Below are 26,518 nucleotides of genomic sequence, written 5' to 3' on the forward strand. Positions count from 1 at the left end.
GAGTACGGTACAGATTAAAACTGACTTTAGTCAAAAACAAATTGTTATTGTTCGGCTAAAGCCATAAACAATAGAAATTTTAACCACGAACTAAAGTTCGTGGCAATTTTAATTCACACAACGGGTTTTTCTCATAATAATGTACTCAAGCATTGCTTTCAAGTTTTCTGCACTCTTCTGCTGTCGTGAGAAAAAGTAAAACAGTGCCTTTTTCCATCAATGATTCGGCAGAAGGTTTATAAATGATAGCGTTGCCTTTTTTGATAGCGAGGAGAATGGTATTGGGAAAGTTTTGCAATTGGAGTGCAGAGATATTTTTGCCGGACAGTTTTTCCGTAATATGCATTTCCTCGATATGTAATCCGCTTTCGTCATCTTTTAAAAGTGAATCAAAGAATGCAACGGTGTTCGGACGAATCATCTCAGTGAGCATACGGAAACCTCCCATGTGTGCGGGAAGAGTTGTAGCATCAGCGCCGGCTTTTTGCATTTTTTCCCGATGGCTTGGTTCGTTGCAACGCACAACTACACGCACTTTCGGATTGAGATGTTTTGCCGTTAAACAAATTACTAAATTTCTGTTGTCATCTTCTGTAGCCGCAAAAAGACCTTTGGCGCGATGAATTCCTGCTTCAACTAATACGTCTTCATCGGTTGCATCGCCGTTGACGTAAATTTGATTGGGAAACATTGATGTGACGAGGTCAATTTTTTTTTTCGTTAACATCCACAACAAGATTTGGGCGTTTTGCGAAATGTAATTGTTTCACTATGTGTGTGCCGACTCTTCCAAGTCCGCAAATGATAAAGTGGTCTTCAATTTTTCGAACAAGTTTTTCCATTTTTCGTTTTGTAAAAGTTTCTTGTAAATCGCCTTCAACGACGATGGCGGTGAACATCGAAACGCTGTACGTGAGTGTTCCGATTCCGAACAATGCAATAAAAATCGTAAATAATCTTCCCGCAGGATTATTGGATAAATCAATAATTTCACCGTAGCCAATAGTTGCAACGGTAATGAATGTCATATAAAAACAATCAACGAGCGAATGTTGTCTTCCGGTGAGTTGGTAATAACCAAATGTTCCGATGAGGAGTAACAGCACAAGAGCAATACCGCCGCCGAGTAATCGTTTGTATTTACGCGGGAAAGTTGTTTTCATTCGAAAATAAAATACGGCAAAAATATAGGAAATGTATTTGTTGCGGGAGAATAGTTTTAAAATATTTCAAGTGAAATTATTTGAACAATAAATAAATCGAGGATACAACAATTTTAATTTTGTATTTGTTTTCTTTATTCGTTTACAAACTCTTAAGATTTGCACTGAAATATATTTGAACAACCGAAAAAATCATAGAGAATATTTTTAATCCATGTTTTCGGTATGTTTCATACGTGATACTCCATCGAAATCAGTGAGAAAGAATTTTTTCCGAGGTTTCATTTGCAAGTTTTTGCCCATATCTTTTTCGATTAGTATATTCAAGCCGTCTTTTCAACTATTTTGTAAATTTATTCGAGAAAAAACATGTCTGATATTTCACTTGATGCATTGGGAATGGTAGAAACCAAAGGATTAGTCGGTTCGATAGAAGCCGCTGACGCAATGGTAAAAGCCGCAAAAGTTACTCTCATTGGTAAAGAACAAATCGGAGGCGGTTATGTAACCGTGATGGTTCGCGGCGATGTAGGCGCAGTTAAAGCCGCTACAGATGCAGGAGCCGCCGCTGCGCAACGTGTTGGTGAACTTGTTTCAGTTCACGTCATTCCGCGTCCTCATAGCGATGTGGAATTGATACTTCCGAAGCGACCTGCGGCGAAGTAAATTCTTCTCACCATTGTTTGTTAATGGAAATACTAAGTTTCGATACTTGTAATTTTCCAATAGCAAATAACAATAAATAAACAACCAGTATGTCAGAACTCGCGCTTGGGCTTGTTGAAACCCGTGGACTTGTTGCAGCGATTGAAGCCGCTGACGCAATGACTAAAGCCGCAGAGGTTACACTTGTTGGGAAAGACAAAGCAGATGCTGGACTCATTACTATCAAAATTGTTGGTGATGTTGCGGCAGTTCGTTCCGCTGTTGATGCAGGAAGCGCAGCAGCGGCGAGAGTTGGACAATTAGTTTCTTCTCACGTCATTCCGCGACCATCTGAAAATATGAGTACGTTGATTTATCACCAACCTACTTCGTTTGTTTTTGAAAAGAACGAAAGAATAGAACATCATCATTTTTCTTACTTGGATGTAGCAAACAAAGAACATTTTCTTTCGCAACTTGAAGAAATGACTGTCCACGAATTACGAAAATATACGCGCACACTTGAAGGACTTTCCATTTCCGGCAGAGTAATTTCTATTTCTCATCGCGAGGAACTTGTTAAAGAAATACTTCGGATAACATTTCCATAAAAGAATGTACTCAGAAAAAATTCATTGCACTTCTGCGATTCTTCAATCAGTTCATTCCCAATCATAATCTAAAACCGAAAACCGAAATCTTACATATTCAATGCGACTATCGGTGAACATTGACCATATTGCAACATTGCGAAATGCGCGAGGAGGAAAAGAACCGGATCCCGTTACAGCCGCACACATTGCAGAACTTGCTGGTGCAGAAGGAATCGTGTGCCATCTTCGCGAAGACAGAAGACACATTCGCGATGACGATGTTAAGGTATTACGCGCAACAGTCAAAACAAAACTCGATCTAGAAATGTCCGTAGCCGAAGAGATTATTACGTTTGCAGAATTTATCGTTCCCGAAATTGCGACATTTGTTCCCGAACACAGGCAAGAACTAACAACCGAAGGTGGATTAGATGTTCTACGAAACAAAAAGCGAATCAAAAATGCAATTCACAGAATGCACGAAAAAGGAATTGCCGTTAGTTTGTTTGTTGACCCGATTCACGAGCAGATAGAATTGTCAAAAGAACTTGGCGCAGAAATGATTGAACTGCATACCGGTGATTTCGCAAATGCGTTTACAGCATCAAAACGCGTCTATCATTTACAACGACTTCAAAACGCCGCATCATTCGCTCATTCCCTTGGTTTAATTGTCAATGCTGGACATGGATTGAATTACACCAATATTTTTCCTTTCTTGAAAATCAAGGATATTGAGGAAATAAGTATCGGTCACGCAATTATTGCACGCGCAGCATTTGTTGGTCTTTACGAGGCAGTTCACGAAATGGCAACCATTGTGCATCGAATCTCATAACGATTTTTTTTATTCACACACATCTTTATTTTTTTAAAAATGACAAAAACAGCATCATCACTAAAACGTACAAACAAAACAATCTTAGAACTTTCAAAAAAAAATAATGTTTCATTTGTGCAACTGCAATTCACGGACTTAAACGGAATCCTCAAAGGAATTACGATTCCTATTACGAAACTGCACGACGTTCTCGAAGACGGAATGTGGTTCGACGGTTCTTCCATCGAAGGGTTTACGCGTATTTTTGAAAGTGATATGTATTTGAAATTAGACGTGGATACATTCGCCGTGATCCCTTGGACGAAAAATAATTTGCAGGGTGTTGTTGCGCGATTTATGTGTGATGTATTTATGCCCGATGGAACACCCTTTGAAGGAGACCCGCGATTCATTTTAAAAAAACAATTGGAACGCGCAAGGAAACTAGGATTCGTATATAATGTTGGACCGGAACTGGAATTTTTTCTGTTCAGAAAAGAAAACGGAAAACTGCTCCCGCTTCCGCACGATACTGCAAGTTACTTTGACCAGACAACAGATTTAGCGCAGGAAATTCGTCAAGAAATGACGATGATGCTGCACGGTTTCGGTATTGATGTTGAAGCACTTCATCACGAAGTTGCAGTTGGTCAACACGAAATTGATTTCCGTTACGGCGATGCATTGAAAATTGCCGACCAAGCAACAACGCTGAAATATGCATTGAAATATGTTGCCTCGCATCATAATCTTCACGCAACGTTTATGCCAAAACCTATTACCGGAATCAACGGTTCGGGAATGCACGTGCATCAAAGTTTATTTTCACTTGACGGAAAAAATCTCTTCTTCGATAAGAAAGACGATTACCATTTATCGTCGCTTGCAAAATCGTTTGTTCAAGGACAATTACTTCATATTAAAGCGATGAATGCAATATTAAATCCCACTATCAACTCATACAAGCGATTAGTTGTTGGTTATGAAGCGCCCGTGTATATTGCGTGGGGTCAACGAAATCGTTCTGCTTTAATTCGTATTCCTCGTTATACTCCCGGTCGCGAAAAAGCAGTGCGCGCAGAATTGCGTTGTCCCGATCCTACGGCGAATCCATATCTCGCATTTGCTGTTATGCTCGCTGCAGGTCTTGATGGTATAGAAAAGAAAATGATTCCGCCTTCGCCTGTTGAAGAAAATATTTATGAGTTCACGAATGAAGAAGCAGAAAAAAGAAACATCGGGGTGCTTTCGCGCGATTTACTGGAATCGTTGGATAATTTGGAGCGCGATTCGGTAATTCGCGAAACGCTTGGCGAATTTACGTACAATCGTTTTCGTAATTTAAAACTGCACGAATGGGATGAATACCGAATGAACGTAACGCCGTGGGAGATTGATAAATATTTAGAAATTTATTAACTTGCTTTATGCAAATACAACTTTGTGAGAAAAATTCCAAAGCCCAAAGAACCAATGCCAATATAAAATTCAAAAACCCACTAAGCAATTATCAATACAAGCCATTACTTTAGTAATTACCGCTTGAATGCAAAATGAAAGTAGGCCGCTCTTCGGTTTACTTTTATGAAAAAACAATGTAACTTTCACGCGAAAACTTTTTCTAATAAGTCTTATGCGAATGAAAAAAATATATTTACTCTCGCTCATTGCTGCAATGGCAGGTGTTGCTTATGTCAATTTTCAAAATGCACCAACACTCGTACCAACAATAAAACTTAGTCAATCTTCTATATACTAATAACTATGGCTATCTACTTAATAATAAGTAGATAGCCAATTTCGATTTTTACAATGAACATACTTATTTTTCTCTGCCTCTTTTTTCTTCATTCCAGAATGTTTTCTCAAACACCCGATGAGCCAATTCTATTAAATGGCTTTCCTATCATCCTTGATTCTGGTTTTTTCGGTTCAGGTGGGCTGCGAGCTCCATTAACTGCCGATTTTAATCGCGATGGTTATCCAGAAATTGTTATTGCAACAAGATTTCCTCCGCCTGCCAAAAATAAAATTCATATCATTAAATATGACGGAACATATCTTGACGGTTGGCCGAAATCTTTTTCCAGTGATGTTTCCGTTGCAATTGCTGCGGGGGATGTGGATGGAAACGGAACAATGGAACTTTGCGGAATAGGCGATTCGCTTTATGTTTTCAATACAGATGGCATCATAATGCCGGGATTTCCTGTTTCTGTCAATGATACAATGTATCCTCACGCAAATCGAATCAAGTAAAATGTTGGTATTTCAGGCAAATGGTATGTTATTAAAACAATGGAAACTACGCGATGCTGTTTCCACCAGTGTAGTGCTTGCTGATTTGACAAGAGATAATATACCAGAAGTTATAACTCGTGTTTGGTATCCAAGCGGACTGCTTGTTTCTTCTTTGGATGGATTTACAATTCCCACACAGATAATGCATGGAAATTTTCCTATCGTTGCAAAACTTACGCAAGAACATTCTATGAATATACTATCCAATTCAAATACTGCTCTGAATGATTCGGGATTTATTTACGCATACAATAGTGACGGAAGTTCTCTTTCGTGGTCTCCTTTACGTGTGCCTGGATTCCCTATGGGTAAAAATATTTTTGCTGATGTAAACAGAGATGGGAAGATAGAATTAATAACGGTTACAGAACAGGGAATCAATCCTGCAATTGTATATTTGTATGCGTGGACATTTCCTTATTCATCTTCTTCGCAAGAAAATTTACAATGGCCAATGTTTCAACACGACCGTTATCGCACATCGCAATATGGTTTTGTTCCTCCTGATGAATTGGTAAGTGTTCCTGAATTTCAAAACAATTTTTCACAATTTTCTCTTGCACAGAATTATCCGAATCCGTTCAATCCGACGACAACGATTCGATTTGAAATTCCCGTAGGGGCAATTCATGAATTGCCCCTACAAACAACGTTGAAAATTTACAACATTCTTGGACAAGAAGTAGCAACGCTTTTGAATAATGAAGAAATGGAAATCGGAGAACACGAAATTACTTTTGATGCAAGTGGATTAACAAGCGGCGTGTATTTTTATCGGTTGCAAGTTTCGCAAGATGGAATCTTGCGTTACAGTGAAACAAGGAAACTTTTGCTAATAAAATAAAATTGTAATTGACAATTATATAGCTTAAAGGCATCGTTACTGCAAAGAAGGAGCGATGCCTTTTTTTGTTATTAAAAATTTTCAAATACGTTTTTCCTCTTTACAAATTTTTCTATATTTCGCCTCCAAAATTAAGACTATTATAGTCTGATTTTTATTGTAACTATAAATTTGCATTAGTTTCACTTCTTTTATGGAAACAAATCAAGAAATGAAAGTTTCGGAAACTTCTGATGTTACTCCGAAACAATCATCTTCGCAACCGACAATTCGGAAACCAAAACAAGACCGTCCGCCGGATGATGACCGCGGAACGTGGAAATTAAATCGCAGAAATTTTCTTTCACTTTCCGGTTGGATTGCGTTTTTTATTTTTTTATTCACTTCCACACTTGGCGCATTACGTTTTATGTTCCCCCGAGTAACCTACGAACCGCCATCAACATTTAAAGCAGGTTATCCCGAAGATTACATTATCGGTGAAGTCAGTGAAAAATATAAAGACCAATATCGCGTATGGATAATTCGTAATGCAGAAGGATTTATTGCACTTTCTGCAATATGTACGCATTTGGGATGCACACCTCGTTATCTCGCGTCGGAAAATAAATTCAAATGTCCTTGTCACGGAAGCGGATTTCGCAGCGACCCTGATTTCGGAATAAATTTTGAAGGTCCCGCGCCTCGCCCGCTCGAACGATTAAAAATTTCTCTCGCTGAGGATGGACAAATACTTGTGGACAGAAATATCAAGTTCCGATACGAGTTGGGAGATTGGACCAAACCGGAAGCATTGTTGAAGCGAGGATAATTCAGTCTATTTTTTTATTGAATAGTATTTATGGGAAAATTAAAAGAGAAATTTCAGCAAACTGAAGTTTACAAATCCATTTTTCGACATTCGTATCAAGATACTTCGCGTAACCGCGCATTGCAAATTCTTGATAATGTCTTTTTGCATTTGCATCCTGTACGAATTTCAAGACATGCAACTAATGTCGGTTATACGTGGGGAATGGGAGGAATTACGTTTCTCCTTTTTCTTGTGCTTACAATTACCGGCGTAATTCTGATGTTCTATTATCGCCCCGCCGCTGAATATGCGTACGAGGATATGAAATATCTGATGAACGATGTTCCGTTTGGTCCGTTGATGCGCAATATGCACCGTTGGGGAGCGCACGCAATGGTTATTACCGTTATGCTGCATATGTTCCGTGTGTTTCTCACCGGTTCGTATAAACCTCCGCGTCAATTCAATTGGGGCGTTGGTGTAATTTTACTTGTACTAACGTTTCTTCTTTCATTTACGGGATATTTGCTTCCGTGGGACCAACTTGCAATTTGGGCAGTAACCGTAGGAACAAATATGGCGCGTGCAACTCCGTTACTTGGTCACGAAGGTCCATTTGGTCCGGAACTTGGTATGCAAATTAATAATGACATTCGTTTTATTCTTCTTGGAGGTACACAAGTTGGACCTCCAACATTACTAAGGTTCTATGTAGGACATTGTATTTTTTTGCCAATCGTTGCCGCAATTTTTATGGCTGTACATTTTTGGCGCATTCGAAAAGATGGCGGTATTTCTGGACCTGATACTACGAAGAAAGAGTTTTAGTCATTTTACATTTTGACATTGAATATTTTATATTGAAAACAAGTATTCCTTCTCAATGTTCAATGTTAAATATAAAATGTAAATTCATTTCAAATAGAAAATAAATTTTAGTTCAAGAAAACACCTATGGAAAATTTTTGGCTCATCGTTTCAAAGCCCGATAACGTTCCGATTATTATTCTTTTGCTTACTGTCGTTGGATATACGTGGTATTCATTTTCAAAAATGAGGCGCAATGATCAACAGGAAATTACCGAAGAAGCAAAATTGAGCGATAAAATTCAGGTTTGGCCAAATTTGGTCAAAGTAGAATTTATTACAACCATTGTTATTATGGTACTTCTGATGTTTTGGTCAATCTTTATTGATGCGCCTCTTGAAGAACCCGCAAATCCGACACTGACGCCGAATCCATCAAAAGCACCATGGTATTTTCTCGGTTTGCAGGAAATGCTCGTCTATTTTGATCCGTGGATTGCGGGAGTAATTCTTCCAACGCTTATTATCATAGGTTTGATTGTTATTCCGTACATTGACAACAACGAAAAAGGAAATGGATATTATACGTTCAAAGAAAGAAAATTTGCAATAATTATTTTCAATTTCGGTTTTATTATTCTCTGGGTTGCATTGATTATTCTCGGAACATTTCTTCGCGGTCCTGGTTGGAATTTCTTCTGGCCTTGGGAATATTGGGATACGCACCTCGTTGTTGCGTTGACCAATATTGATTTATCCGAAGTATTCGGAATTCATACATACGATGCAGACGGGAATTTATCGCTTGCGGCAACGGCTTTCGGCGCGATTGTTGTTCACGGTTATTTTTTTCTTGGCGTGATGTATTATCGCTGGAAAAAACATACCGAGGTTATTCAGAATTTAGGTTTGCTTCGGTACAGTATTCTCGCTTTTCTGTTTTTATCAATGATGGCGCTTCCAATTAAAATGATTCTGCGGCTTTCGTTGAACATTAAGTATGTTTGGGTAACTCCTTGGTTTAATATTTAGTTTTTTTTTAACTCATTATTTATCACTTGCATTATGAAACAATATTTACTTTCTGTTTTCTTTTTCATATTGATATTTATTGTTATACATCAGGCGAAGAGCATTACAGCGGATTCGCTTCGGACAAACGAAACCACAAAACTTCCGGATTACACAATGGACGCAATTAGTTGTAACTGCTGAACGTATGGAAAACAAACTTGCCAATACAACGTCGTCGTCTTCTTTGCTTCTTGCAAATGATATACAGCAAATTCCTACCAATAAATTTTCCGATGTTTTCAATGCGGTTCCTGGATTTTTAATTTTCAAAAAAGATGGAATGGGACGCGATGCAATAGTTTCCACGCGCGGATTTTACGGCGGCGGAGAAGCGGAATATATTCTTGTGTTTAAAAATGGTGTTCGCATCAATGATTTGGAAACAGGTCTTGTCGATTGGAATACGATTTCTCCCGATGAAATCAATAAAATTGAAATCGTTCGCGGTCCTACTTCTGCATTGTACGGCGACATTGCCGCGAGTGGAATTGTGAATATTGTTACGAATATTCATTCCGATGCAACAAGCAACGCCAATGTGTCTATCGGAAGTTTTGGAAATAAAAATTTTGGTATTCAAACAAACGGCGCGCTGCAGAATAATCCGTTTCATTTATATTTTAGAAATGCGCAATCGGGAGGTTTCAGAAAACATAATGAATATACAGGAACCTCATCGGGCGCAGAATTGAATACTCCGCTTTCAGAAAATTCAAAACTGATATGGTCGTTTTCCCATCGCTCGATTGATTACGATGACGCGGGTCCGTTAACACAAGAAGAAATGGATAACGATAGAGAATCTGCAAACGCTTATTTTCTTTCCGATGGTAGAAATGAAAAACGATTGAACGGAAGCGTAACGTATTCCAATGAAATTTCTTCCGCGGTAGATGTAAAAACACATATCTATTTTCAAAACAGAACAGCCGATATTGTTCGAACGATTCCATTTACATATTCGATGCCGTTTGTTGATACGAAACAACGAAATGTAACAAGTTCAGTTTTTGGCGGCGATGTTTCTGCAATGTTTGAACAGGAAATCGGAACGATACAGAACAAACTTATTGCAGGTGGAGAAATAGAACGCGGTGAATTGCAAAGCAGATATTTTGATTTCAAAAGAGAAACAAACACGAAAGGAGTTCAACGTACAAAAGGGAAAGGAAACAGAACGCATTTTGGAATATATGCGCACGATGAACTTTCTTTTTCTTCTTCATTAAAAATGAATGTCGGTTTTCGTTTCGATAATTTTTCCGACAAATATGAAGTTCTTTCGCAATCAACAACGAACAGCGCATATAGTCCGAAAATCGGTTTGAATTATTTGTACGCAAACGTTACGGAAAACGGAGTGCATGCGTATTCGGGAAACGTGTACATCAATGCTTCACGCGCATTCAAAGTACCAACACTTGACCAACTTTTCGATGAACGTCCATATCCGAATCCGAATCCCTTCGGACCTTCAAGCGTTACTATTTCTAATTTGAATCTCAAGCCGCAATACGGATGGAATTATGAAATCGGATTGTATCAACGCGGAAAAATTGTTGATAATGTTTTATACGGCGAATTGCATACGTCTGCGTATCAACAACAAATGAAAGACGAAATTGATTATGATGCGGCTAAATTTAAGTACGACAATATTTCTCAAACAAAACATTTCGGTATCGAAAACGGATTGAAACTTCATTGGTTGCCGAATGTCGTTACCTTTGCAAATTATACTTATACTTCTGTTACATTTGACGGAGGAACGAATTCCGGAAAACAATTACGCTCTATTCCGAAACATACGGCTTCAGCAGGAATTACGTACAAACATTTGAGTAATATTGCAGGAACATTGACGTGGAATTATTTTGGCAAGCGGTACATAGATGATGGCAATACGATTTCCCTTGCTTCGTCCAATGAAATCAACGTGCGGCTTTCGTACACACAAAAAATTTATCGCTTATATATTGACGTAGATAATATGTTCAACGCAACATACAGCGACCTTGCATTTCAATTACCTGCAGACCAAACGACTGTTTTTTATCCTCACGCTCCGCGGGAAATTCGCGTAGGAATTGAAACAACGTTTGATACGCCGTGGTTTTCCTTCTAATCGTTTCTTCAACAATAAACAAGAGCATCCGTGTTTTCCTTTTTCAAAAAACGATACAATACACCTATTGAAGTTCGCAATTACAGCACCGTGTATTTTGTTCTTTCTACAATATTATTTCTCGGAACAATGTGGTCTGTTGTTGACGAAGTTACCGTTCGGCGTCCGTGGAAAGAATATCAAAATGAATACCGAAGAGTAGCGGTTCAACGATTTACGCAATTGCGTGATGATGCGATTGCCGCGTTCGATTCTGTTGGATATGTTGAAGCGTTTGCGTCTTTTCGGGAAACAGAAAAAAAACTTCAATCGAGAGAATATATAAATGCCGTACAGAGTTTTGCACTCATCAAAGATTCTTTGGTTGATGCAAGCAGAAATTTTACGTTTGCAAAAAGTGTAGCGGATGAAGCGTATTACTTTTATCAACGTGCAAAGAAAGAAGGACCGAATTTTGAAAAAGAGGAAAAACATTTGCGCGAACTCGAACGGGAAATGGCAATGCTCGGCGAAATTACGTCGCGAATGGAACGACAAAAAGATGCGCTGAGAAAATTTATTGCCGTCGTGGATTTGGAAGTAAAATCTGCGCAGGCAAAGTATGAATCGTTTTTCGCAGACATCAATACGTGGAATGACAAAATTGAACGGGCGAACGATGCACCGCTTGAAATCAAACAAGTAATTCTAAACGATTTTGAACGAACTAATTTCGGAACAATAAAAGCGCGCATAGACCGATGTCAAACGTGTCATCTCGGATGGCGCGAATATGAAGCGTTCAATGATGCACCACAACCATTCACCGCGCATCCATTTCCCGAATTGCTGGAAAAACATAATCCGGAAAATGTTGGATGCACCTCGTGTCATAACGGACAAGGTCCTGCTTTGGAAACTGGATTTGCACACAGTAGGCATGGCGACCCGAACGGCGATCACTATTGGGAAAAATCCTTACTGCACGGGAAAGAAACGTATGCATCATGTAATTCCTGCCATTCAACTCAACTGCAACTAAAGAACGCAGAATATTTTAACAAAGGACGCCAATTGATTTTAGAAGCGGGATGTTTCGGTTGCCACGAAATAAAAACGTACGCCGATGTTCCGAAAATTGGTCCCGAACTCAATCAACTTTCTGCGAAAACAACTCCCGAATGGTTATTTCGTTGGGTGCGAAATCCAAAAGATTTCAATCCGCATACTCGAATGCCGAATTTTCAATTTGGAAATGACTCCGCAGAAGCAATTGCGGCGTTTCTTTGGGATTTATCGAAAAATGTAGCGTTGCCAAATACTCAAAACGTTTTTGGTGGAAATATGGAACGCGGAAAACAACTCGTTGACGAAGTTGGATGCAAAGGTTGTCACGTGATTGACGGTGATGAACGTGTTCGGAATCTTCGAGGAAAAAGTTATGACATCGCTCCTGAATTATCTCGCATCGGAAGTAAAACAACTCCACAATGGCTCTATGAATGGATTCGGAATCCGAAACAATTTCGTGCCGATGCGCAAATGCCGAACCTGCGTTTAACGGAACAAGAAGCAAAAGATATTGTTGCGTACTTACAAACTCTGAATGACAAGAGACAGTTTGAGTTTCGTCAACTGGATTTAACTTCGAAAGAAAAAATAACATTCGGAGAAAAACTTGTACGCGAATATGGTTGTCACGGATGTCACGATATTCGCGGAATGGAAAAAGAGGGGCGTGTTTCCGTTTCGCTTTCCAACTTTGGAAGAAAACGCGTTGACGAACTTGATTTCGGCGACACAAAATTTACTCATCACGAGCAAACGTGGGATTTATGGGTAGAAGGAAAATTGAACAATGCGCGAATGTACACGACCGAACGCATCATTTCCAAAATGCCCGTATTTACGTTTGCCGATTCTGAAATTGTTATGATTCGTTCGCAATTGCGCGGCTTTGTTAAGGATACAGCAGAGGCGCAATATCAGGAAACGAACAATGCGCGCATTCAAGCACTGCAAGCGGGAAGAAAACTTACCACAAAATTAAATTGTATTGGTTGTCATACGTTAGAAGAACAAGGAGGTTATGTCAAAGCGCTGTTTGAAGACGAAGGAATGGCTCCTCCGCCGATTACGGGTGAAGGTGCAAAAGTTCAGGAAATGTGGCTCCATAATTTTTTAAATAAACCATCGCCGATTCGTCCTTGGCTAAAACTCCGTATGCCAACGTTTGAATTTTCGGGAGCGGAAATAAATACGATAACGAAATATTTTCTTGCGCTTTCCAAAAAAGAACTTGAAGTGCGCGATTATGCATCTCTGCAACCATCGCAAGAATTGCTTTCTGCCGGGAAAAATTTATTCGATGATAATCAGTGTTTGAGTTGCCATACAACAAGTTCAACCATTCCGGAAGGAAAATCACCGGGAGACCTTGCGCCAAATCTTGCACTTGCGCACGAACGATTGAAGCCAGAATGGATTATTGACTGGTTAAAAAATCCCGAAGCGATTCAGCCGGGAACTCGTATGCCGCAATTTTTTCCGTTTGATGAAAAAGGAAATCCTTCGGCTATTTATACGGAATATTTGGATGGAGATGCGCATAAACAAATGATAGCAATCCGCGATTACTTATGGAATTTGGGAAAACAATTACCGTAATTCTTCAACTGTAAAAATTCAAAACCCGATTTCAAAAAAATGGAATCGGGTTTTTTGTTACCAAATACTTCAAACGTATATTCTTCCACAATTTTTTCAAAATCATAACCAGTAATAAAATACTATGAACATCGCAATTCTCGGAACAGGAATAGTGGGAAACGCAATCGGAACAAAACTTATTCAACTTGGACACAGCGTACGAACGTGTTCACGCACGGTTATGAATGAAAAAGCGAGCGCGTGGGTGAAAGCAAACGCGAAAGTGTTGGAAATTTTACAAACGTGGTTTGGTTGGAAATCCGTGATTGATTTGGGAGATATTACCAATGCCCGCGCTCTTGAAATGCTCTTGCCGATGTGGATTCGCTTGTATGGAAAATTTCAATCACCGAATTTTAATTTTAGGGTGGTGAGATAATGAAAAAGAATTTTGCAAATAAAAATTTACACGGTGCGAAGTCATCTAAAAAAGATGAATTCTACACTCAACTATCCGACATTGAAAAAGAACTCTGGCATTACAGAGAACATTTCAAAGGCAAGACGGTTCTTTGTAATTGCGATGACCCTCGTGTAAGTAATTTCTTCCATTTTTTTTCCTACAATTTTGAGCAGTTAAAACTTAAAAAACTTATTGCCACCTGTTACAAAAATCCTAATACCGAATTGTTCAGCGACAACAAATCTGAAAGGGCGATTTATTTGGAATACACAGGCGATAAAAACAAAAATAATATTCCTGATAAGGCAGAAATTGGAATCAAGCATTTAAAAGGCGATGGAGATTTTCGCAGCAAGGAATGTATTGAACTTTTAAAAGAAGCCGACATTGTTGTAACCAATCCGCCCTTTTCTTTATTCCGGGAATATGTTGCACAGTTAATTGAATACAAAAAGAAATTTGTAATCATCGGAAGTTACAATGCTATAACCTACAAGGAAATTTTTAAACTGATTAAAGAAAATAAAATTTGGTTAGGATATGGTTTCAGCAATGGGAACGCTTATTTTGAGATTCCTTCTCATTTAATTAAAAATTTCGCTAAAGGTGTTTATGATCCTGTAACACGGCTTGTTAAATTCCGCAATGTTACTTGGTTTACAAATCTTGACATTAAAAAGCGTCACGAAAATTTAATCCTTTACAAAACATACAACAAAAAAGAATTTCCGACTTATGACAACTATGATGCAATAAATGTAGATAAGACAAAAGATATTCCTAAGGATTATTCGGGTGTGATGGGTGTTCCGATTACTTTTATGGATAAATATAATCCGGAGCAGTTTGAAATTATAAAATTTAGGAAAGGTGATGATGATAAAGATTTATCCATAAATGGTAAGTATCCCTATTTTAGAATTTTAATCAAAAAAAAGTAAAATGAAAATAGAACTGAAAGAAATTACTGTTCGTGAATTAGCAGACGGTTACAGGGATAACGCTGAAGGCGGTGTTGTCGGCTTCGGAGGCAAATTGGATATTCGCCCGCCCTACCAAAGAGAATTTATTTACAAAGACAAACAGCGTGATGCCGTAATCAATACCGTTACAAAAGATTTTCCTCTCAATGTAATGTATTGGGCAGTTCGTGAAGACGGAAACTATGAAGTGATAGACGGGCAACAAAGAACAATTTCACTTTGTCAATATGTAAAAGGAGTGTATTCAATAGACGGATTGGCTTTTCATAATCTCCAAAAAGATAAGCAAGAACAAATTTTAAATTACCGTTTAATGATTTATCATTGTTCGGGAAAAGACAGTGAAAAATTAGAATGGTTCAGGACAATAAATATTGCAGGCGAAAAATTGACCGACCAGGAATTGCGAAATGCTGTTTATGCGGGTTCGTGGGTTTCCGATGCAAAAAGATATTTCAGTAAGAATGGTTGTGTGGCTTTTAATATTGCACACAATTATCTGAATGGCACTGCAAACCGTCAGGAATATTTAGAAACGGTAATTGATTGGATTAAAAAAAAGGAAGAAACCATAGAAGAATATATGTCCCGGCATCAGCACGACAAGGATGCGCAACCTTTATGGAACTACTTTGAAGGCGTGATTAATTGGCTCAATTCGGTTTTTACAAACTATCGTAAGGAAATGAAAGGAGTTCCATTCGGAATTCTTTACAACGAGTTCAAGAATAAAAAACTTGATACGAAAAAAATAGAAAAGGAAATTGCAAAATTGATGGAGGACGAAGATGTAACAAACAAAAAAGGAATTTATTCCTATGTGCTGAATGGAAAAGAAAAGTTTCTGAACATTCGTTCATTTAATGACAAACAAAAAAGAGAAGCTTATGAAAGACAAAAAACTGTTTGCCCTGTTTGCAAAAAGAAATATAAGATAGAAGAAATGGAAGCCGACCACATTACCCCTTGGCACGAAGGCGGAAAAACAGAAGCAAAAAATTGTCAGCTCCTTTGCAAAGAAGATAACAGGAGAAAATCGGGGAAGTGAAATGGACAAAAGATGAGTAAGAAGAAAAACATAACACCGAACGAAAGTTTCAATGAAGTGCTGCTTTACACAACGCCCAACGGCAATTTAAAAGTAGAAATCTATTTACAGAATGAAACCATTTGGCTTACGCAACAAAAAATTGCCGAGTTGTTTGGCGTAGAAAGGAGTGTTGTAACCAAGCATCTTTTAAATATCTATTCAGAAGGCGAATTGAATAAAGAAGCAACTTGTGCAAAAATTGCACAAGTTCAAACGGAAGGAAACCGTGGTTCAGTATGTTCAAAAATTGCACATACCACTTAACCGCAATAAAAACTACTCTTTCGCAATCTTTTCAATCAACAGCGAAATCAGTTGTGCAAATTGTTTCTTCACACGGTTTCCTGTTTCGGTAACTTCGGCGTGCGAAAGTTTTGTAGGAGAAATTCCTGTTCCTAAATTCGTGATGCACGAAAATCCGACAACATTCATTCCGTAATGTGCGGCGAGCGTAACTTCATTGACTGTTGACATTCCCACTGCATCCGCGCCGATTTTTTTCAAGAACTGAATTTCCGCCACAGTTTCATACGTTGGTCCTTGCAAACCGCAATACACTCCTTGCTGCAAAGGAATTTTATTTTTCAGCGCGACATTCTTTGCAAGTTGCTGAAGATGTTCGTTGTAGAAAGAATGATGCGAGATGTGAGATGTGAGATGTGAGTTTCCTTGCTCCTTGCTCCTTGCTCTATGCTCTAAGCTCTTCGCTCTTTGCTGTAATGGATTCAAGAACGTCAAATTGATATGGTCGGTGAGTAACATCAAATTTCCCTGCGTAAAATTTTTATTGATTCCACCGGCAGCATTCGTAACGATGAGCGTTTGAATTCCGAGCGCGTGTGCAATGTGAATCGGATACAAAACTTTTTCAAGGTTTCCCGATTCGTAAAAATGTATTCTTCCTTGAAACGCAAGCAACGGAATATTTTTCAACTTCCCGAAAATCAGTTTTCCTTTATGTCCTTCGACAGTTGAAACGGGATAATGCGGAATGGTCGAAGTATCAATGACGGTTTTGTTTTTCAATCCATCGCCAAAATCTCCCAATCCCGAACCGAGAATAATTGCAATCGTCGGTCGAAGTTTTGTTTTCGATTTGATGAATGCTGAAGATTCTTTTACAAAATTATTTTTCATAAGTAACAAAATAGAACACGGATGACACCGATGCAACGGATTTTTTACGGATAAAAATCTGTGAATATCTGTCTAATCCGTGTCATCAGTATTCTATACTTCAAAAAAATCGTAACTCGTAAATTGTAAATCTAAAATCACAAAGAAAGCATTCCACCAATCGTTGCTGTCATCAAAGTTGCTAACATACCGCCGAGAACAGCGCGCAAACCCAAAGCGGCAATATCTTTTCTTCGTTCGGGAGCCATCGGAGAAATTCCACCAATCTGAATTGCGATGGAAGAAAAATTTGCAAAACCACAGAGTGCATACGTTGCCATCATAGACGTTTTTTCTCCAATCATTCCGTTCTTAATTAAATTTGCCAAATCAAGATACGCGACAAATTCATTCAATACGATTTTAGTTCCGATTAAACTTCCAAAGTGCAGAGCATCATTCCACGGAACGCCAATCGCAACTGCAACAAATTGAAACACCATTCCGAACAGCAGTTGCATACTCAACGGTTGTCCGAATGTGTGTAGAAAATAATCGTTGACATGCAACACTCCGCCAAACCACGTAAGAATTGCATTGAACATTGTAATGAGTGCAATGAACGCAAGCAACATTCCGCCGACATTGAGAGCAAGTTGCAATCCATCGCTTGCTCCACCTGCTGCTGCTTCAACAAAATTGGATGCGTTTTTTTCTACTTCAAGTTTTACTGTTCCGCGCGTTACGGGTTCATCCATTTCAGGATAAAGAATTTTTGAAATTGCGAGAGATGCAGGCGCTGCCATAACACTTGCAGCAAGAAGTTGTACGGCAAATTTTAATTGCGCAACGTCGAGCGGTTGATGCGTGTATTCTGCGAACGAACTTCCAAGCATTTGAATATATGCTGCCATTACTCCTCCTGCGATTGTTGCCATTCCTCCAATCATAATTGTTAGCAGTTCAGATTGCGTCATTGATTTTACATACGGGCGGATGAGTAGCGGCGCTTCTGTTTGTCCGACAAAAATATTTGCCGTGTTGGAAAGTGATTCTGCACCGCTCGTTCCCATCAATCGAGCCATAACCCACGCCATTGCTTTTACAACGCGTTGCAAAATTCCTAAGTAATACAAAACGGACGTGAGCGACGAAACGAAAATAATTGTCGGCAATACTTGAAAAGCAAAAAAGAAACCGAGTGAGTTTGTCATTCCCGGAGAGATTGCGAGACTTCCGAAAACAAATTTTGCGCCTTCACTCGTGAATCCGAGAAGTGCAACAACGCCGGAACCGATTCCTTCAATAATTGCTTTGGGCCAACCGAGAACGAAGAAAATGTTTTTCAATGGTTCGCTCCATAAAATAAAAATTGCGAAGATAAGTTGAATGATAAGTCCCATTCCAACTAATTTCCAATTCACATTTTTTTTGTTGTTAGAAAATGCGAATGCAATGCCAAGAATAACAGCAACGCCAAGTACGCCGCGAAGAACGGAGAGAGAATCCATAAATAAAAGTTTATTTTTGCTCTAAAGAAATAATGGTTTTAATTTGAGGAATGAGCATAGGAAGCTTTTCTTCTGCGATTTGCCATAGCGTTTCGTAATCTATTCCGAAGTAATCGTGAATTAAAACGTTACGAAAGTTTTGGATTTTTCTCCACTCAACGTTATGGTATTTAGACTTTATTCTATCCGGAATGTTTTTCGATGCTTCACCAATGATTTGAAAATTTCTGACAACGGCATCTACAATCATTTCGTCCGAAACAAACTCGTCAAGAGTTCTCTTACCGATATATCGAATAACTTTTTCAGACGAATCAACGATATCTTGAAGAAATAAAACGAAATCTCTTTCTTCAGACATAGATTGCTTCAGAAAAAATTTTATTTCGTAATTCTTTTCGTACAGCGGATTTCAAAACTAAGTCTATTTCGTTTTTCAAATTATCTTCAAGGAAAAACTTTAAGTCCATTAGATTGTCGAAAGTTTTTTGTCCGTGCTCAAATTCAACAAGAAAATCAATGTCGCTGTTAGGTTGTTGTTTTCCTTTTACGAATGAACCGAATACACCAATCTCTTTCACTTTAAATTTTTCGTGAAGTTCTTCTTTGTGTGTTTGAAGAAAAGAAGTTATGTCAGAAAGTGAGTTCATGCTAACTGATTCACTCTTTCGGCGGAACAAAGCAATGTCTGCAACGCGCTTCGTACAAATCTTTTGCGCCGACGAGAACGCGTTCTTTTGAATCTGAAACTCTTTGAGTTCTGTCGGCAGGATTTCCACACACGACGCAAATCGCCAAAGTTTTCGTGATGTATTCAGCAACGCATAAAAGTTGAGGCATTGGTTCAAAAGGTTTGCCTCGGTAATCTTGGTCAAGTCCGGCTACAATAACCCGCTTTCCCTGATTCGCAAGTTGTTCACAAACATCAACGATATTCATTTTGAAAAATTGTGCTTCATCTATTCCAACAACATGCGCATTTTTAGCAAGGTGAAGAATTTCATACGCATCATCCACGACGGTTGAAGGAAACGAAATGTCGCTGTGCGAAACTATATGCGTAGCGCTGTACCGATTATCAATACGCGGCTTGTATATTTCAACCAATTGTTTAGCAATTTGTGCGCGGCGTAATCTGCGAATCAGTTCTTCCGTTTTTCCGCTATACATACAACCGGCAACGACTTCTATCCAACCGATTTGTTTTGGGGTATAATGTTTTGAAACTTCCATTATTTGATTTTAGATTTTAGATTTTACAATTTAGATTGGAAAGCAAAGAGCGTATTTGTCAAAATTTTCAAATACTCACCTTCTCATCATCTCAATTACTCAACTACTTTTTTAAGATATTTTTCTCCGAATGCATGCGGAAGAAGTTCTTTCATTTTAAGTGACTTTGTTTTGCCGTTATTGTTTGAAAGAATCACGTCAATGTTTCCCGCTAAATCCATAATCACCTGGCGACACGCGCCGCAGGGAGATATGAATTCTTTTTGGTCAGTGGAGATTGCAATGGCAGAAAATTTTTTTTCTCCTTCAGAAATCGCTTTGAAGAGAGCAGTTCGTTCCGCGCAAATTGTAAGAGAATAAGAACTATTTTCGACATTCGTTCCGGAGAATATTTTTCCGCTTTTTGTGAGAACTGCAGCTCCGACACGAAAATGCGAATACGGCGAATGAGAAAACTGCTTTGCGCTCTTCGCTTCTTCCGTAAGTTGTTTGTAATTATTTTTCATATTAACGGCGAAAAATATAGCGAAAAGTTTGGAGTAATTTTTACTTACAAATGAACTTCATAAATAAAAAATTCCTCAAAGAGAAGTTTCTTTGCGAAGACGAGATTTGTGTTGAAATTATTTTTGTGAAAGAATGAACAGATTTTTTCTGTATCAACATCGGAAGAAATAATGAAAAATATTTTCCCGTTTTCGTTCAAATATTTGTTTGATTCACTCGCAAAACGTTGAATCGTATAAAAATTTTCTCCTGCATTCCAAGCATGTTGCGCAACTGTAAATACTTCTCGTGGATAAAACGGCGGATTAAAAAAAATGTAATCGAATTTGGTTGAATGTGAAATCGGGGAAAAAAGATTTCCGACATTGAAGGAAATATTTTTTTCAACTTTGTTTCTACTTGCATTTTCTTTTGCACAGTTAATGGCATTTTCATTAATATCTATTGCAGTTACCATTGCTTCTTTCGACGCGGAAACGATTCCAATAATTCCCGAACCTGTTCCCATATCAAGAACAGTTTTGTATTTTAAATCAAGTTGGGAAATAAACGTTGCAAAAATTTTACTGCTGAATGAAAATTTTGGATGAAAAACGGAAGGGAATATTGTAAAAGAAAACCCAAGAAGTGATGTTGTCGTGTTAAATTTAAAATAATGTTTCAGCCAACCATAGTACAGAAAAAACCAAATAACGTGGCGAAAAAGTTGTTTCAATTTCAAATGTAAAACCTAAAATATTTACAGCCAATCTTTTTTTCTGAAATACAGAAGCATCATTCCGCCGATACTCAGCATCACACTTAAAACAGTAATGTATCCCCATTGCCATTCGAGTTCCGGCATAAATTTGAAATTCATACCGTACACACCAGCAATAAACGAAAGCGGCATAAAAATCGTTGTAATTATTGTGAGAACCTTCATTACTGCATTCATTTTATTGTTGATACTCGAAAGATAAATGTCCAACATACCAGTTAAAATTTCTCGGAATGATTCTATGCTTTCCACAACACGAATCGTATGGTCATACACATCCCGAAGATATATGCTCGTGGATGTTTTAATGAGAGATGATTCCTCTCGTTGCATATTGTTAATCACTTCACGAAGGGGCCAAATATTTTTCAATAAGTAAATCATATTTCTCCGCAAGCGATGGATCGTGCTTAGGGTAGTCGGGGTAGGATTTTCCGTTAGTTCTTCTTCGAGAATCTCGATTTGTTCTTCCAATTTTTCGAGAATAATAAAATAATTATCTACGATGATATCGAGTAGAGCATAAACGAGAAAGTCTGCATTCTGTTTTCTAATGATTCCCTTTCCCATACGAATTCTTTCGCGAACCGGATTAAATACGTCTCCTTCAATTCCTTCTTGAAAAGACAACACAAAATTCTTTCCAAGTACGATACTTACTTGTTCAGGTATTATTTCTTTCGAAGTTTCGCTGTATGTCAACATTTTCAGGACGATATATAAATAGTCGTTATAGCTTTCTAATTTCGGTCGCTGCTCGGTGTTGAGTATATCCTCCATCACCAAGGGATGAAGTCCGTACGAATTTCCAAGTTTTTCTAAAACATCAGGACGATTGATTCCATCAATGTTTATCCAGGTAATTGTTGGTTTTTCTTTTAAAGCAATACAGTCAGAAACATTGGTCGTTTCCCTTTCAATGAGGTTTGTTTCATCGTAATCAAAGAGAAAAAATTTCATTTCCTCGCCCTCATTTTCGCCAATGTACACAAGTGAACCTGGGGCAAGTCCGGTTTTCGTTGAAATTCTTTTCTTTCGTCTTGACATAATTTAGTGCAGTTTAGAAAGTGCTTTCCGAAATGCGGCTACAGTTTTTTCTAAATCGCTGTGTGTGTGTGCCGCGGAAAGAAACATTGCTTCAAATTGTGATGGAGGAAGATAAATTCCTTGTTCGAGCATTGCGTTAAAATATTTTGTAAAGGTTTTTGTATCACAAGAAACAGCAGTATGGTAATCGTACACTTCTTGTTCCGTAAAGAAAACAGTAAGCACCGAACCGATATGATTTACTGTAATCGGAATTCCTTTTTCTTTCGCAATTGCTCTAAAATTTTCGGCAAGAAATTTCCCTTTCTTTTCTAACTCTTTGTATAATATTTTTTTCTTTGAAAGAATTCTGAGCAACGTTAACCCCGCACTCATTGCAAGCGGATTTCCAGAAAGTGTTCCTGCTTGATAGACCGGACCAAGCGGCGCAACAAGTTCCATAATTTCTTTTCTTCCTCCGTATGCACCAACCGGTAATCCTCCGCCGATAATTTTTCCGAGTGTTGTCAAATCTGCTTTGATGTTGAAGTATTCCTGCGCACCCCCTTGTGCAAGCCGAAATCCGGTAATTACCTCGTCAAAAATCAAAACGATTTTTTCTTTATCGCACAGAGTACGAAGTTGTTTCAAAAAGTTTTGTTTTGGTAAAAGCACACCCATATTTCCAACAATCGGTTCGACAATGATTGCTGCAACGTCGTTTTTATTTTCGCGAATAAGTTTTTCAACAGATTGAATGTTATTGTATGTTGCATTTAAAGTAAGCGACGCAATTTCAGTCGGAACTCCGGGAGAACTTGGAACACCAAACGTAAGCGCGCCCGAACCTGCTTTCACCAAAAAACTGTCGCCGTGTCCGTGATAACATCCCTCAAATTTTATGATTTTATTTTTCTTTGTGAACGCACGAGCAACCCGAATAGCGCTCATCGTTGCTTCTGTTCCTGAGTTCACCATTCGCACAAGTTCAATCGAAGGAAACATTTTTTTTATTTGTTCCGCCATTTGCATTTCGAGTTCTGTTGGTGCGCCGTAACTTGTACCATTCTTCATCGCCTTGCTGATTGTAGAAAGAACTTCGCGATGCGCGTGTCCCAAAATCATCGGTCCCCACGACATTACGTAATCAATAAATTTATTTCCGTCAGCATCGAAAATATACGCGCCGTTTGCTTTGGAAATAAAGAGAGGATTTCTACCGACAGATTTAAACGCACGAACAGGAGAGTTAACTCCCCCGGGAATATGTTGTTGCGCTTTGGAAAAGAGAAATGTACTTTTTATTGTTTTCATACTTTTTAAAATTATTTTTTGAGCACCTTCGCCGCATCTTTTGCGAAATACGTAAGAATCAAATCTGCTCCGGCACGTTTTATTCCCGTCAACATTTCGAGCATTACGCGTTGCTCATCTATCCAGCCAAGTTGCGCCGCCGCTTTCACCATTGAATATTCTCCGCTGACATTATACGCTGCTGTCGGCATTTGAAATTTGTCTTTCACGCGGCGAATAATATCGAGATATGGCATTGCGGGTTTTACCATCACAATATCTGCGCCTTCTGCAATATCTGCTTCGACTTCGCGTAATGCTTCGTTCGAGTTTGCCGGGTCCATTTGATGACTTCTTCTATCGCCGAATTTCGGAGTTGATTCTGCGGCTTCGCGAAATGGTCCGTAAAATCCCGATGCATATTTCGCCGCGTACGACATTATAGGAATGTTTTGAAATTTATGTTCATCGAGAATTGCGCGAATCGCTTTCACTCGTCCGTCAAACATATCGGAAGGAGCAACCATATCGCATCCCGCTTGTGCGTGTGTGAGCGCTTCGTTCGTGAGAAGTTCAAGCGATTCATCGTTCACAATTTCATTGCCTCGAACAATTCCGCAATGTCCGTGTGATGTATATTCACACATACACACATCGGTAATCACGTAAAGTTTCGGTACGTTTTTTTTGATTGCGCGAATTGCTTGCTGCACAACACCGTTTTCATTATACGCTTCGCTGCCAATTTCGTCTTTGTGTTCGGGAATACCGAAGAGAATCACTGCAGGAATTCCGAGTGATTCAATTTCTTTACATTCGTTCACGATTTCATCCGCCGACATTTGATACACGCCGGGCATTGATGAAACTTCTTTTTTCACTTTTGTTCCGGGACAAACAAACAGCGGATAAATAAAATCGTTCGTAGAAAGTTCTGTTTCGCGAACCATCGAGCGTAGTGTTTCCGTCATTCGCGTTCTGCGGAGACGTTGGAAGGGAAGATAAGTATTATTCATAAGTTACGTTAGTTGTTTTCTTTGTGTCCTTGTGCCTTTGTGGTTTTATTTCTTAACCACGAAGACACGAAGGCACAATTTTTTCATGGACAAAAATACGGAGAAGGGGAGAGGAAATAAAAATGTAAAGTAAAATCTGATTTTCTCTTCTCTTATACTTTTAGTTTATTCATCAACAAAAATTTCACACTATGGAAACATCAAAACTTTCAGCAAATGGATATATAACTGTTCCAGCACGACTGAGAAAAAAATATGGAATGAAGAAAGGAACTAAATACGTTTTTATTGAAGTAGGAGAAAATATTATACTTCAACCGATAACGAAAAATTATTTTGAAAAGTACGTTGGGATATTTAATGATGAAGGAAACGAACTTCAAATATTAATGGAAGAAAAAAAGTCAGAGAAAAAATTGTGATTGTTTTATTAGGAAATAAAAAATGGAATCAATGCCATTATCTTATCTGATTTTTGAAGATTACACTTGATACAAAGTATTCTCACATTTTTAGAACTATAACTTGTTCCTCCTTTTGAAAATGGTAAATCGTGGTCGTAATGTAAATTTTCAGTTACACCACACTTAACACATCTCCCGTTATCTCGATTCCAAACTTCTATTTTTACTTCTGTAGGAATCAAACGACTGAAAGGAATTATTTCATTGTAGCGAAATGATTTTACTTCAATTGGAAGTAAATAAAACTTGAAAAGATTTCTTGTGCCGTCATTGATAACTTTTGCATCAACAAGATTGAAAAATCCTTTGTAACACCAAACCCCATCCTGTATTTTTTCGTACACTTTTATTTTGTGAGGTTCTTTTATCGTTCCAAGTTTATATGCATGAGCAACAGTAAAGAACTTTCCGTTTTCTGTTAATGAACCTTTTGGAGTAAACATTGGCTGGTCAACTGATTTAGGTTTTTCGGTGTGATTCTTTTGCGCATCGTGACCTTCGTAAATAATTGTATTTGTTGCTTTATCAATTTCGTCAGCATAGGGAGCATTTCTTCTCACAGACATAAAGAACACAGAATATTTTGGATTTACATTGAAATTCATTCCACGTTGAATATTTTGTCCTTCCGTTGCCACAATCTCACTATAAGAAATTATATCGTCAACTTTAAAATTCGTTTTCATAAAATCATAAAAAGTTAAAATAAAAATTTATTCTCCACAATCCTCCTCGCCATCACTTCTCCATTCTTCACACAATCTCCCACCGAAATTCCTCCGCGAAAATTTGCGCAGAGAAATGCTCCGCGAAAATTTTGTTCAAACTTATCCATTGCTTGTTCCGTTTTGTAATAACCAAGTTCGTATTGCGGAATTGCTTTTTGCCAGCGATTGATTTTTATGAAATGCGGTTTGCCTTCTACGCGCATAATGGAATTGAGTTCGTTCAACACAACAGTTTGTAATTCGTTATCGTCAAGTTCACACATTCTTGGTTGACGCGAACCGCCGACAAATGTTGTGAGCGCTTGGTAACCATTCGGTGCGCGATTGGGAAATAATGCCGATGACCAAATAGTTCCAAGTATTTTTCGTTTTTCTTTTTCAGGAATTAAAAATCCGAATCCATCGAGTTCACGTTTAATTTGTGAGTTCTTGAATCCGAAAAATACTTCTGCAACGGGAGGATAATAAATTGACGAAAGCGTTTTCGACATTTCCGGGTCAATCTGTCGAACGATTTCAGCAAGATGATACGCTG

The 26,518-nt window shown here is 38.3% G+C and carries 30 protein-coding genes; 16 read left to right on the plus strand and 14 right to left on the minus strand.

Annotated features, from left to right (window positions below):
- Positions 1-145 precede the first annotated feature (145 nt).
- The gene (locus FJ218_05970) at positions 146-727 is read right to left on the minus strand and encodes a TrkA family potassium uptake protein (GenBank protein ID MBM4166445.1); all 582 of its coding nucleotides are present in this window, start codon (positions 725-727) and stop codon (positions 146-148) included.
- Positions 705-1,163, minus strand: a complete 459-nt coding sequence (locus FJ218_05975) for a hypothetical protein (protein ID MBM4166446.1) — start codon at positions 1,161-1,163, stop codon at positions 705-707. The genes FJ218_05970 and FJ218_05975 overlap by 23 nt, the downstream gene beginning before the upstream one ends.
- A 369-nt stretch (positions 1,164-1,532) precedes the next feature.
- Here FJ218_05975 and eutM point away from each other — a divergent pair, with 369 nt between their 5' ends.
- From eutM to FJ218_06050, 15 genes are all read left to right on the plus strand, one after another.
- Entirely contained in the window at positions 1,533-1,829 is a 297-nt protein-coding gene (gene eutM, locus FJ218_05980; GenBank protein MBM4166447.1) for an ethanolamine utilization microcompartment protein EutM, read from the plus strand.
- An 89-nt stretch (positions 1,830-1,918) separates the two neighbouring features.
- Entirely contained in the window at positions 1,919-2,419 is a 501-nt protein-coding gene (locus FJ218_05985) for a BMC domain-containing protein (GenBank protein ID MBM4166448.1), read from the plus strand.
- A gap of 100 nt (positions 2,420-2,519) precedes the next feature.
- A complete protein-coding gene (locus tag FJ218_05990; GenBank protein MBM4166449.1) occupies positions 2,520-3,239 on the plus strand; it encodes a pyridoxine 5'-phosphate synthase in 720 nt (239 codons plus the stop codon).
- Between the two features lie 39 nt (positions 3,240-3,278).
- Positions 3,279-4,640 carry a glutamine synthetase gene (locus FJ218_05995; protein MBM4166450.1) on the plus strand — a complete coding sequence of 454 codons (1,362 nt, stop codon included), beginning with the start codon at positions 3,279-3,281 and terminating at the stop codon, positions 4,638-4,640.
- Positions 4,641-5,033: 393 nt separating this feature from the next.
- A complete protein-coding gene (locus tag FJ218_06000) occupies positions 5,034-5,480 on the plus strand; it encodes a VCBS repeat-containing protein (GenBank protein MBM4166451.1) in 447 nt (148 codons plus the stop codon).
- Positions 5,443-6,366, plus strand: a complete 924-nt coding sequence (locus tag FJ218_06005) for a T9SS type A sorting domain-containing protein (protein MBM4166452.1) — start codon at positions 5,443-5,445, stop codon at positions 6,364-6,366. The genes FJ218_06000 and FJ218_06005 overlap by 38 nt, the downstream gene beginning before the upstream one ends.
- A gap of 211 nt (positions 6,367-6,577) precedes the next feature.
- Entirely contained in the window at positions 6,578-7,177 is a 600-nt protein-coding gene (locus tag FJ218_06010) for a Rieske 2Fe-2S domain-containing protein (protein MBM4166453.1), read from the plus strand.
- 30 nt (positions 7,178-7,207) lie between these two features.
- On the plus strand, positions 7,208-7,987 hold the full coding sequence (locus tag FJ218_06015; GenBank protein MBM4166454.1) for a DUF4405 domain-containing protein: 780 nt from the start codon (positions 7,208-7,210) through the stop codon (positions 7,985-7,987).
- Between the two features lie 126 nt (positions 7,988-8,113).
- On the plus strand, positions 8,114-8,998 hold the full coding sequence (locus FJ218_06020) for a cytochrome C (GenBank protein ID MBM4166455.1): 885 nt from the start codon (positions 8,114-8,116) through the stop codon (positions 8,996-8,998).
- Between the two features lie 187 nt (positions 8,999-9,185).
- Positions 9,186-11,165, plus strand: a complete 1,980-nt coding sequence (locus tag FJ218_06025; protein ID MBM4166456.1) for a TonB-dependent receptor — start codon at positions 9,186-9,188, stop codon at positions 11,163-11,165.
- A gap of 30 nt (positions 11,166-11,195) precedes the next feature.
- Entirely contained in the window at positions 11,196-13,811 is a 2,616-nt protein-coding gene (locus tag FJ218_06030; GenBank protein ID MBM4166457.1) for a c-type cytochrome, read from the plus strand.
- A gap of 124 nt (positions 13,812-13,935) precedes the next feature.
- The gene (locus FJ218_06035; protein ID MBM4166458.1) at positions 13,936-14,232 is read left to right on the plus strand and encodes a hypothetical protein; all 297 of its coding nucleotides are present in this window, start codon (positions 13,936-13,938) and stop codon (positions 14,230-14,232) included.
- Positions 14,232-15,197: a modification methylase gene (locus FJ218_06040; GenBank protein ID MBM4166459.1), complete on the plus strand. Its 966-nt coding sequence runs from the start codon at positions 14,232-14,234 to the stop codon at positions 15,195-15,197. The genes FJ218_06035 and FJ218_06040 overlap by 1 nt, the downstream gene beginning before the upstream one ends.
- Position 15,198: 1 nt before the next feature.
- Positions 15,199-16,287, plus strand: a complete 1,089-nt coding sequence (locus FJ218_06045) for a DUF262 domain-containing protein (protein ID MBM4166460.1) — start codon at positions 15,199-15,201, stop codon at positions 16,285-16,287.
- Between the two features lie 12 nt (positions 16,288-16,299).
- Positions 16,300-16,593, plus strand: coding sequence for a hypothetical protein (locus tag FJ218_06050; GenBank protein MBM4166461.1), 294 nt, complete (start codon positions 16,300-16,302; stop codon positions 16,591-16,593).
- Positions 16,594-16,605: 12 nt separating this feature from the next.
- On the opposite strand, the gene FJ218_06055 is transcribed toward FJ218_06050, so the two are convergent.
- From FJ218_06055 to hemB, 10 genes are all read right to left on the minus strand, one after another.
- Entirely contained in the window at positions 16,606-17,466 is an 861-nt protein-coding gene (locus FJ218_06055; protein MBM4166462.1) for a purine-nucleoside phosphorylase, read from the minus strand.
- A 137-nt stretch (positions 17,467-17,603) separates the two neighbouring features.
- A complete protein-coding gene (locus FJ218_06060) occupies positions 17,604-18,956 on the minus strand; it encodes a NupC/NupG family nucleoside CNT transporter (protein ID MBM4166463.1) in 1,353 nt (450 codons plus the stop codon).
- A gap of 10 nt (positions 18,957-18,966) precedes the next feature.
- Positions 18,967-19,317, minus strand: a complete 351-nt coding sequence (locus tag FJ218_06065) for a DUF86 domain-containing protein (protein ID MBM4166464.1) — start codon at positions 19,315-19,317, stop codon at positions 18,967-18,969.
- Complete coding sequence (locus FJ218_06070; GenBank protein MBM4166465.1) at positions 19,310-19,606, minus strand: nucleotidyltransferase family protein; 297 nt, start codon at positions 19,604-19,606, stop codon at positions 19,310-19,312. The genes FJ218_06065 and FJ218_06070 overlap by 8 nt, the downstream gene beginning before the upstream one ends.
- 10 nt (positions 19,607-19,616) lie before the next feature.
- Entirely contained in the window at positions 19,617-20,189 is a 573-nt protein-coding gene (locus tag FJ218_06075) for a thymidine kinase (GenBank protein ID MBM4166466.1), read from the minus strand.
- A 95-nt stretch (positions 20,190-20,284) separates the two neighbouring features.
- Complete coding sequence (gene cdd / locus FJ218_06080; protein ID MBM4166467.1) at positions 20,285-20,695, minus strand: cytidine deaminase; 411 nt, start codon at positions 20,693-20,695, stop codon at positions 20,285-20,287.
- 44 nt (positions 20,696-20,739) lie between these two features.
- Positions 20,740-21,417: a methyltransferase gene (locus FJ218_06085; GenBank protein MBM4166468.1), complete on the minus strand. Its 678-nt coding sequence runs from the start codon at positions 21,415-21,417 to the stop codon at positions 20,740-20,742.
- An 18-nt stretch (positions 21,418-21,435) separates the two neighbouring features.
- The gene (corA, locus tag FJ218_06090) at positions 21,436-22,503 is read right to left on the minus strand and encodes a magnesium/cobalt transporter CorA (GenBank protein ID MBM4166469.1); all 1,068 of its coding nucleotides are present in this window, start codon (positions 22,501-22,503) and stop codon (positions 21,436-21,438) included.
- 3 nt (positions 22,504-22,506) lie between these two features.
- Positions 22,507-23,796 carry a glutamate-1-semialdehyde-2,1-aminomutase gene (hemL, locus tag FJ218_06095; GenBank protein ID MBM4166470.1) on the minus strand — a complete coding sequence of 430 codons (1,290 nt, stop codon included), beginning with the start codon at positions 23,794-23,796 and terminating at the stop codon, positions 22,507-22,509.
- Between the two features lie 11 nt (positions 23,797-23,807).
- Entirely contained in the window at positions 23,808-24,791 is a 984-nt protein-coding gene (hemB, locus tag FJ218_06100) for a porphobilinogen synthase (protein ID MBM4166471.1), read from the minus strand.
- 191 nt (positions 24,792-24,982) lie between these two features.
- Here hemB and FJ218_06105 point away from each other — a divergent pair, with 191 nt between their 5' ends.
- A complete protein-coding gene (locus FJ218_06105; protein MBM4166472.1) occupies positions 24,983-25,213 on the plus strand; it encodes an AbrB/MazE/SpoVT family DNA-binding domain-containing protein in 231 nt (76 codons plus the stop codon).
- 8 nt (positions 25,214-25,221) lie between these two features.
- On the opposite strand, the gene FJ218_06110 is transcribed toward FJ218_06105, so the two are convergent.
- Positions 25,222-25,941 carry an HNH endonuclease gene (locus tag FJ218_06110; GenBank protein ID MBM4166473.1) on the minus strand — a complete coding sequence of 240 codons (720 nt, stop codon included), beginning with the start codon at positions 25,939-25,941 and terminating at the stop codon, positions 25,222-25,224.
- Positions 25,942-25,955: 14 nt separating this feature from the next.
- Positions 25,956-26,518 (minus strand): protoporphyrinogen oxidase (gene hemG / locus FJ218_06115; protein MBM4166474.1); only part of this gene is annotated, 563 nt, incomplete at its 5' end.

Source organism: Ignavibacteria bacterium, assembly GCA_016873775.1.
Taxonomy (GTDB): Bacteria; Bacteroidota; Ignavibacteria; order UBA10030; family F1-140-MAGs086; genus JAGXRH01.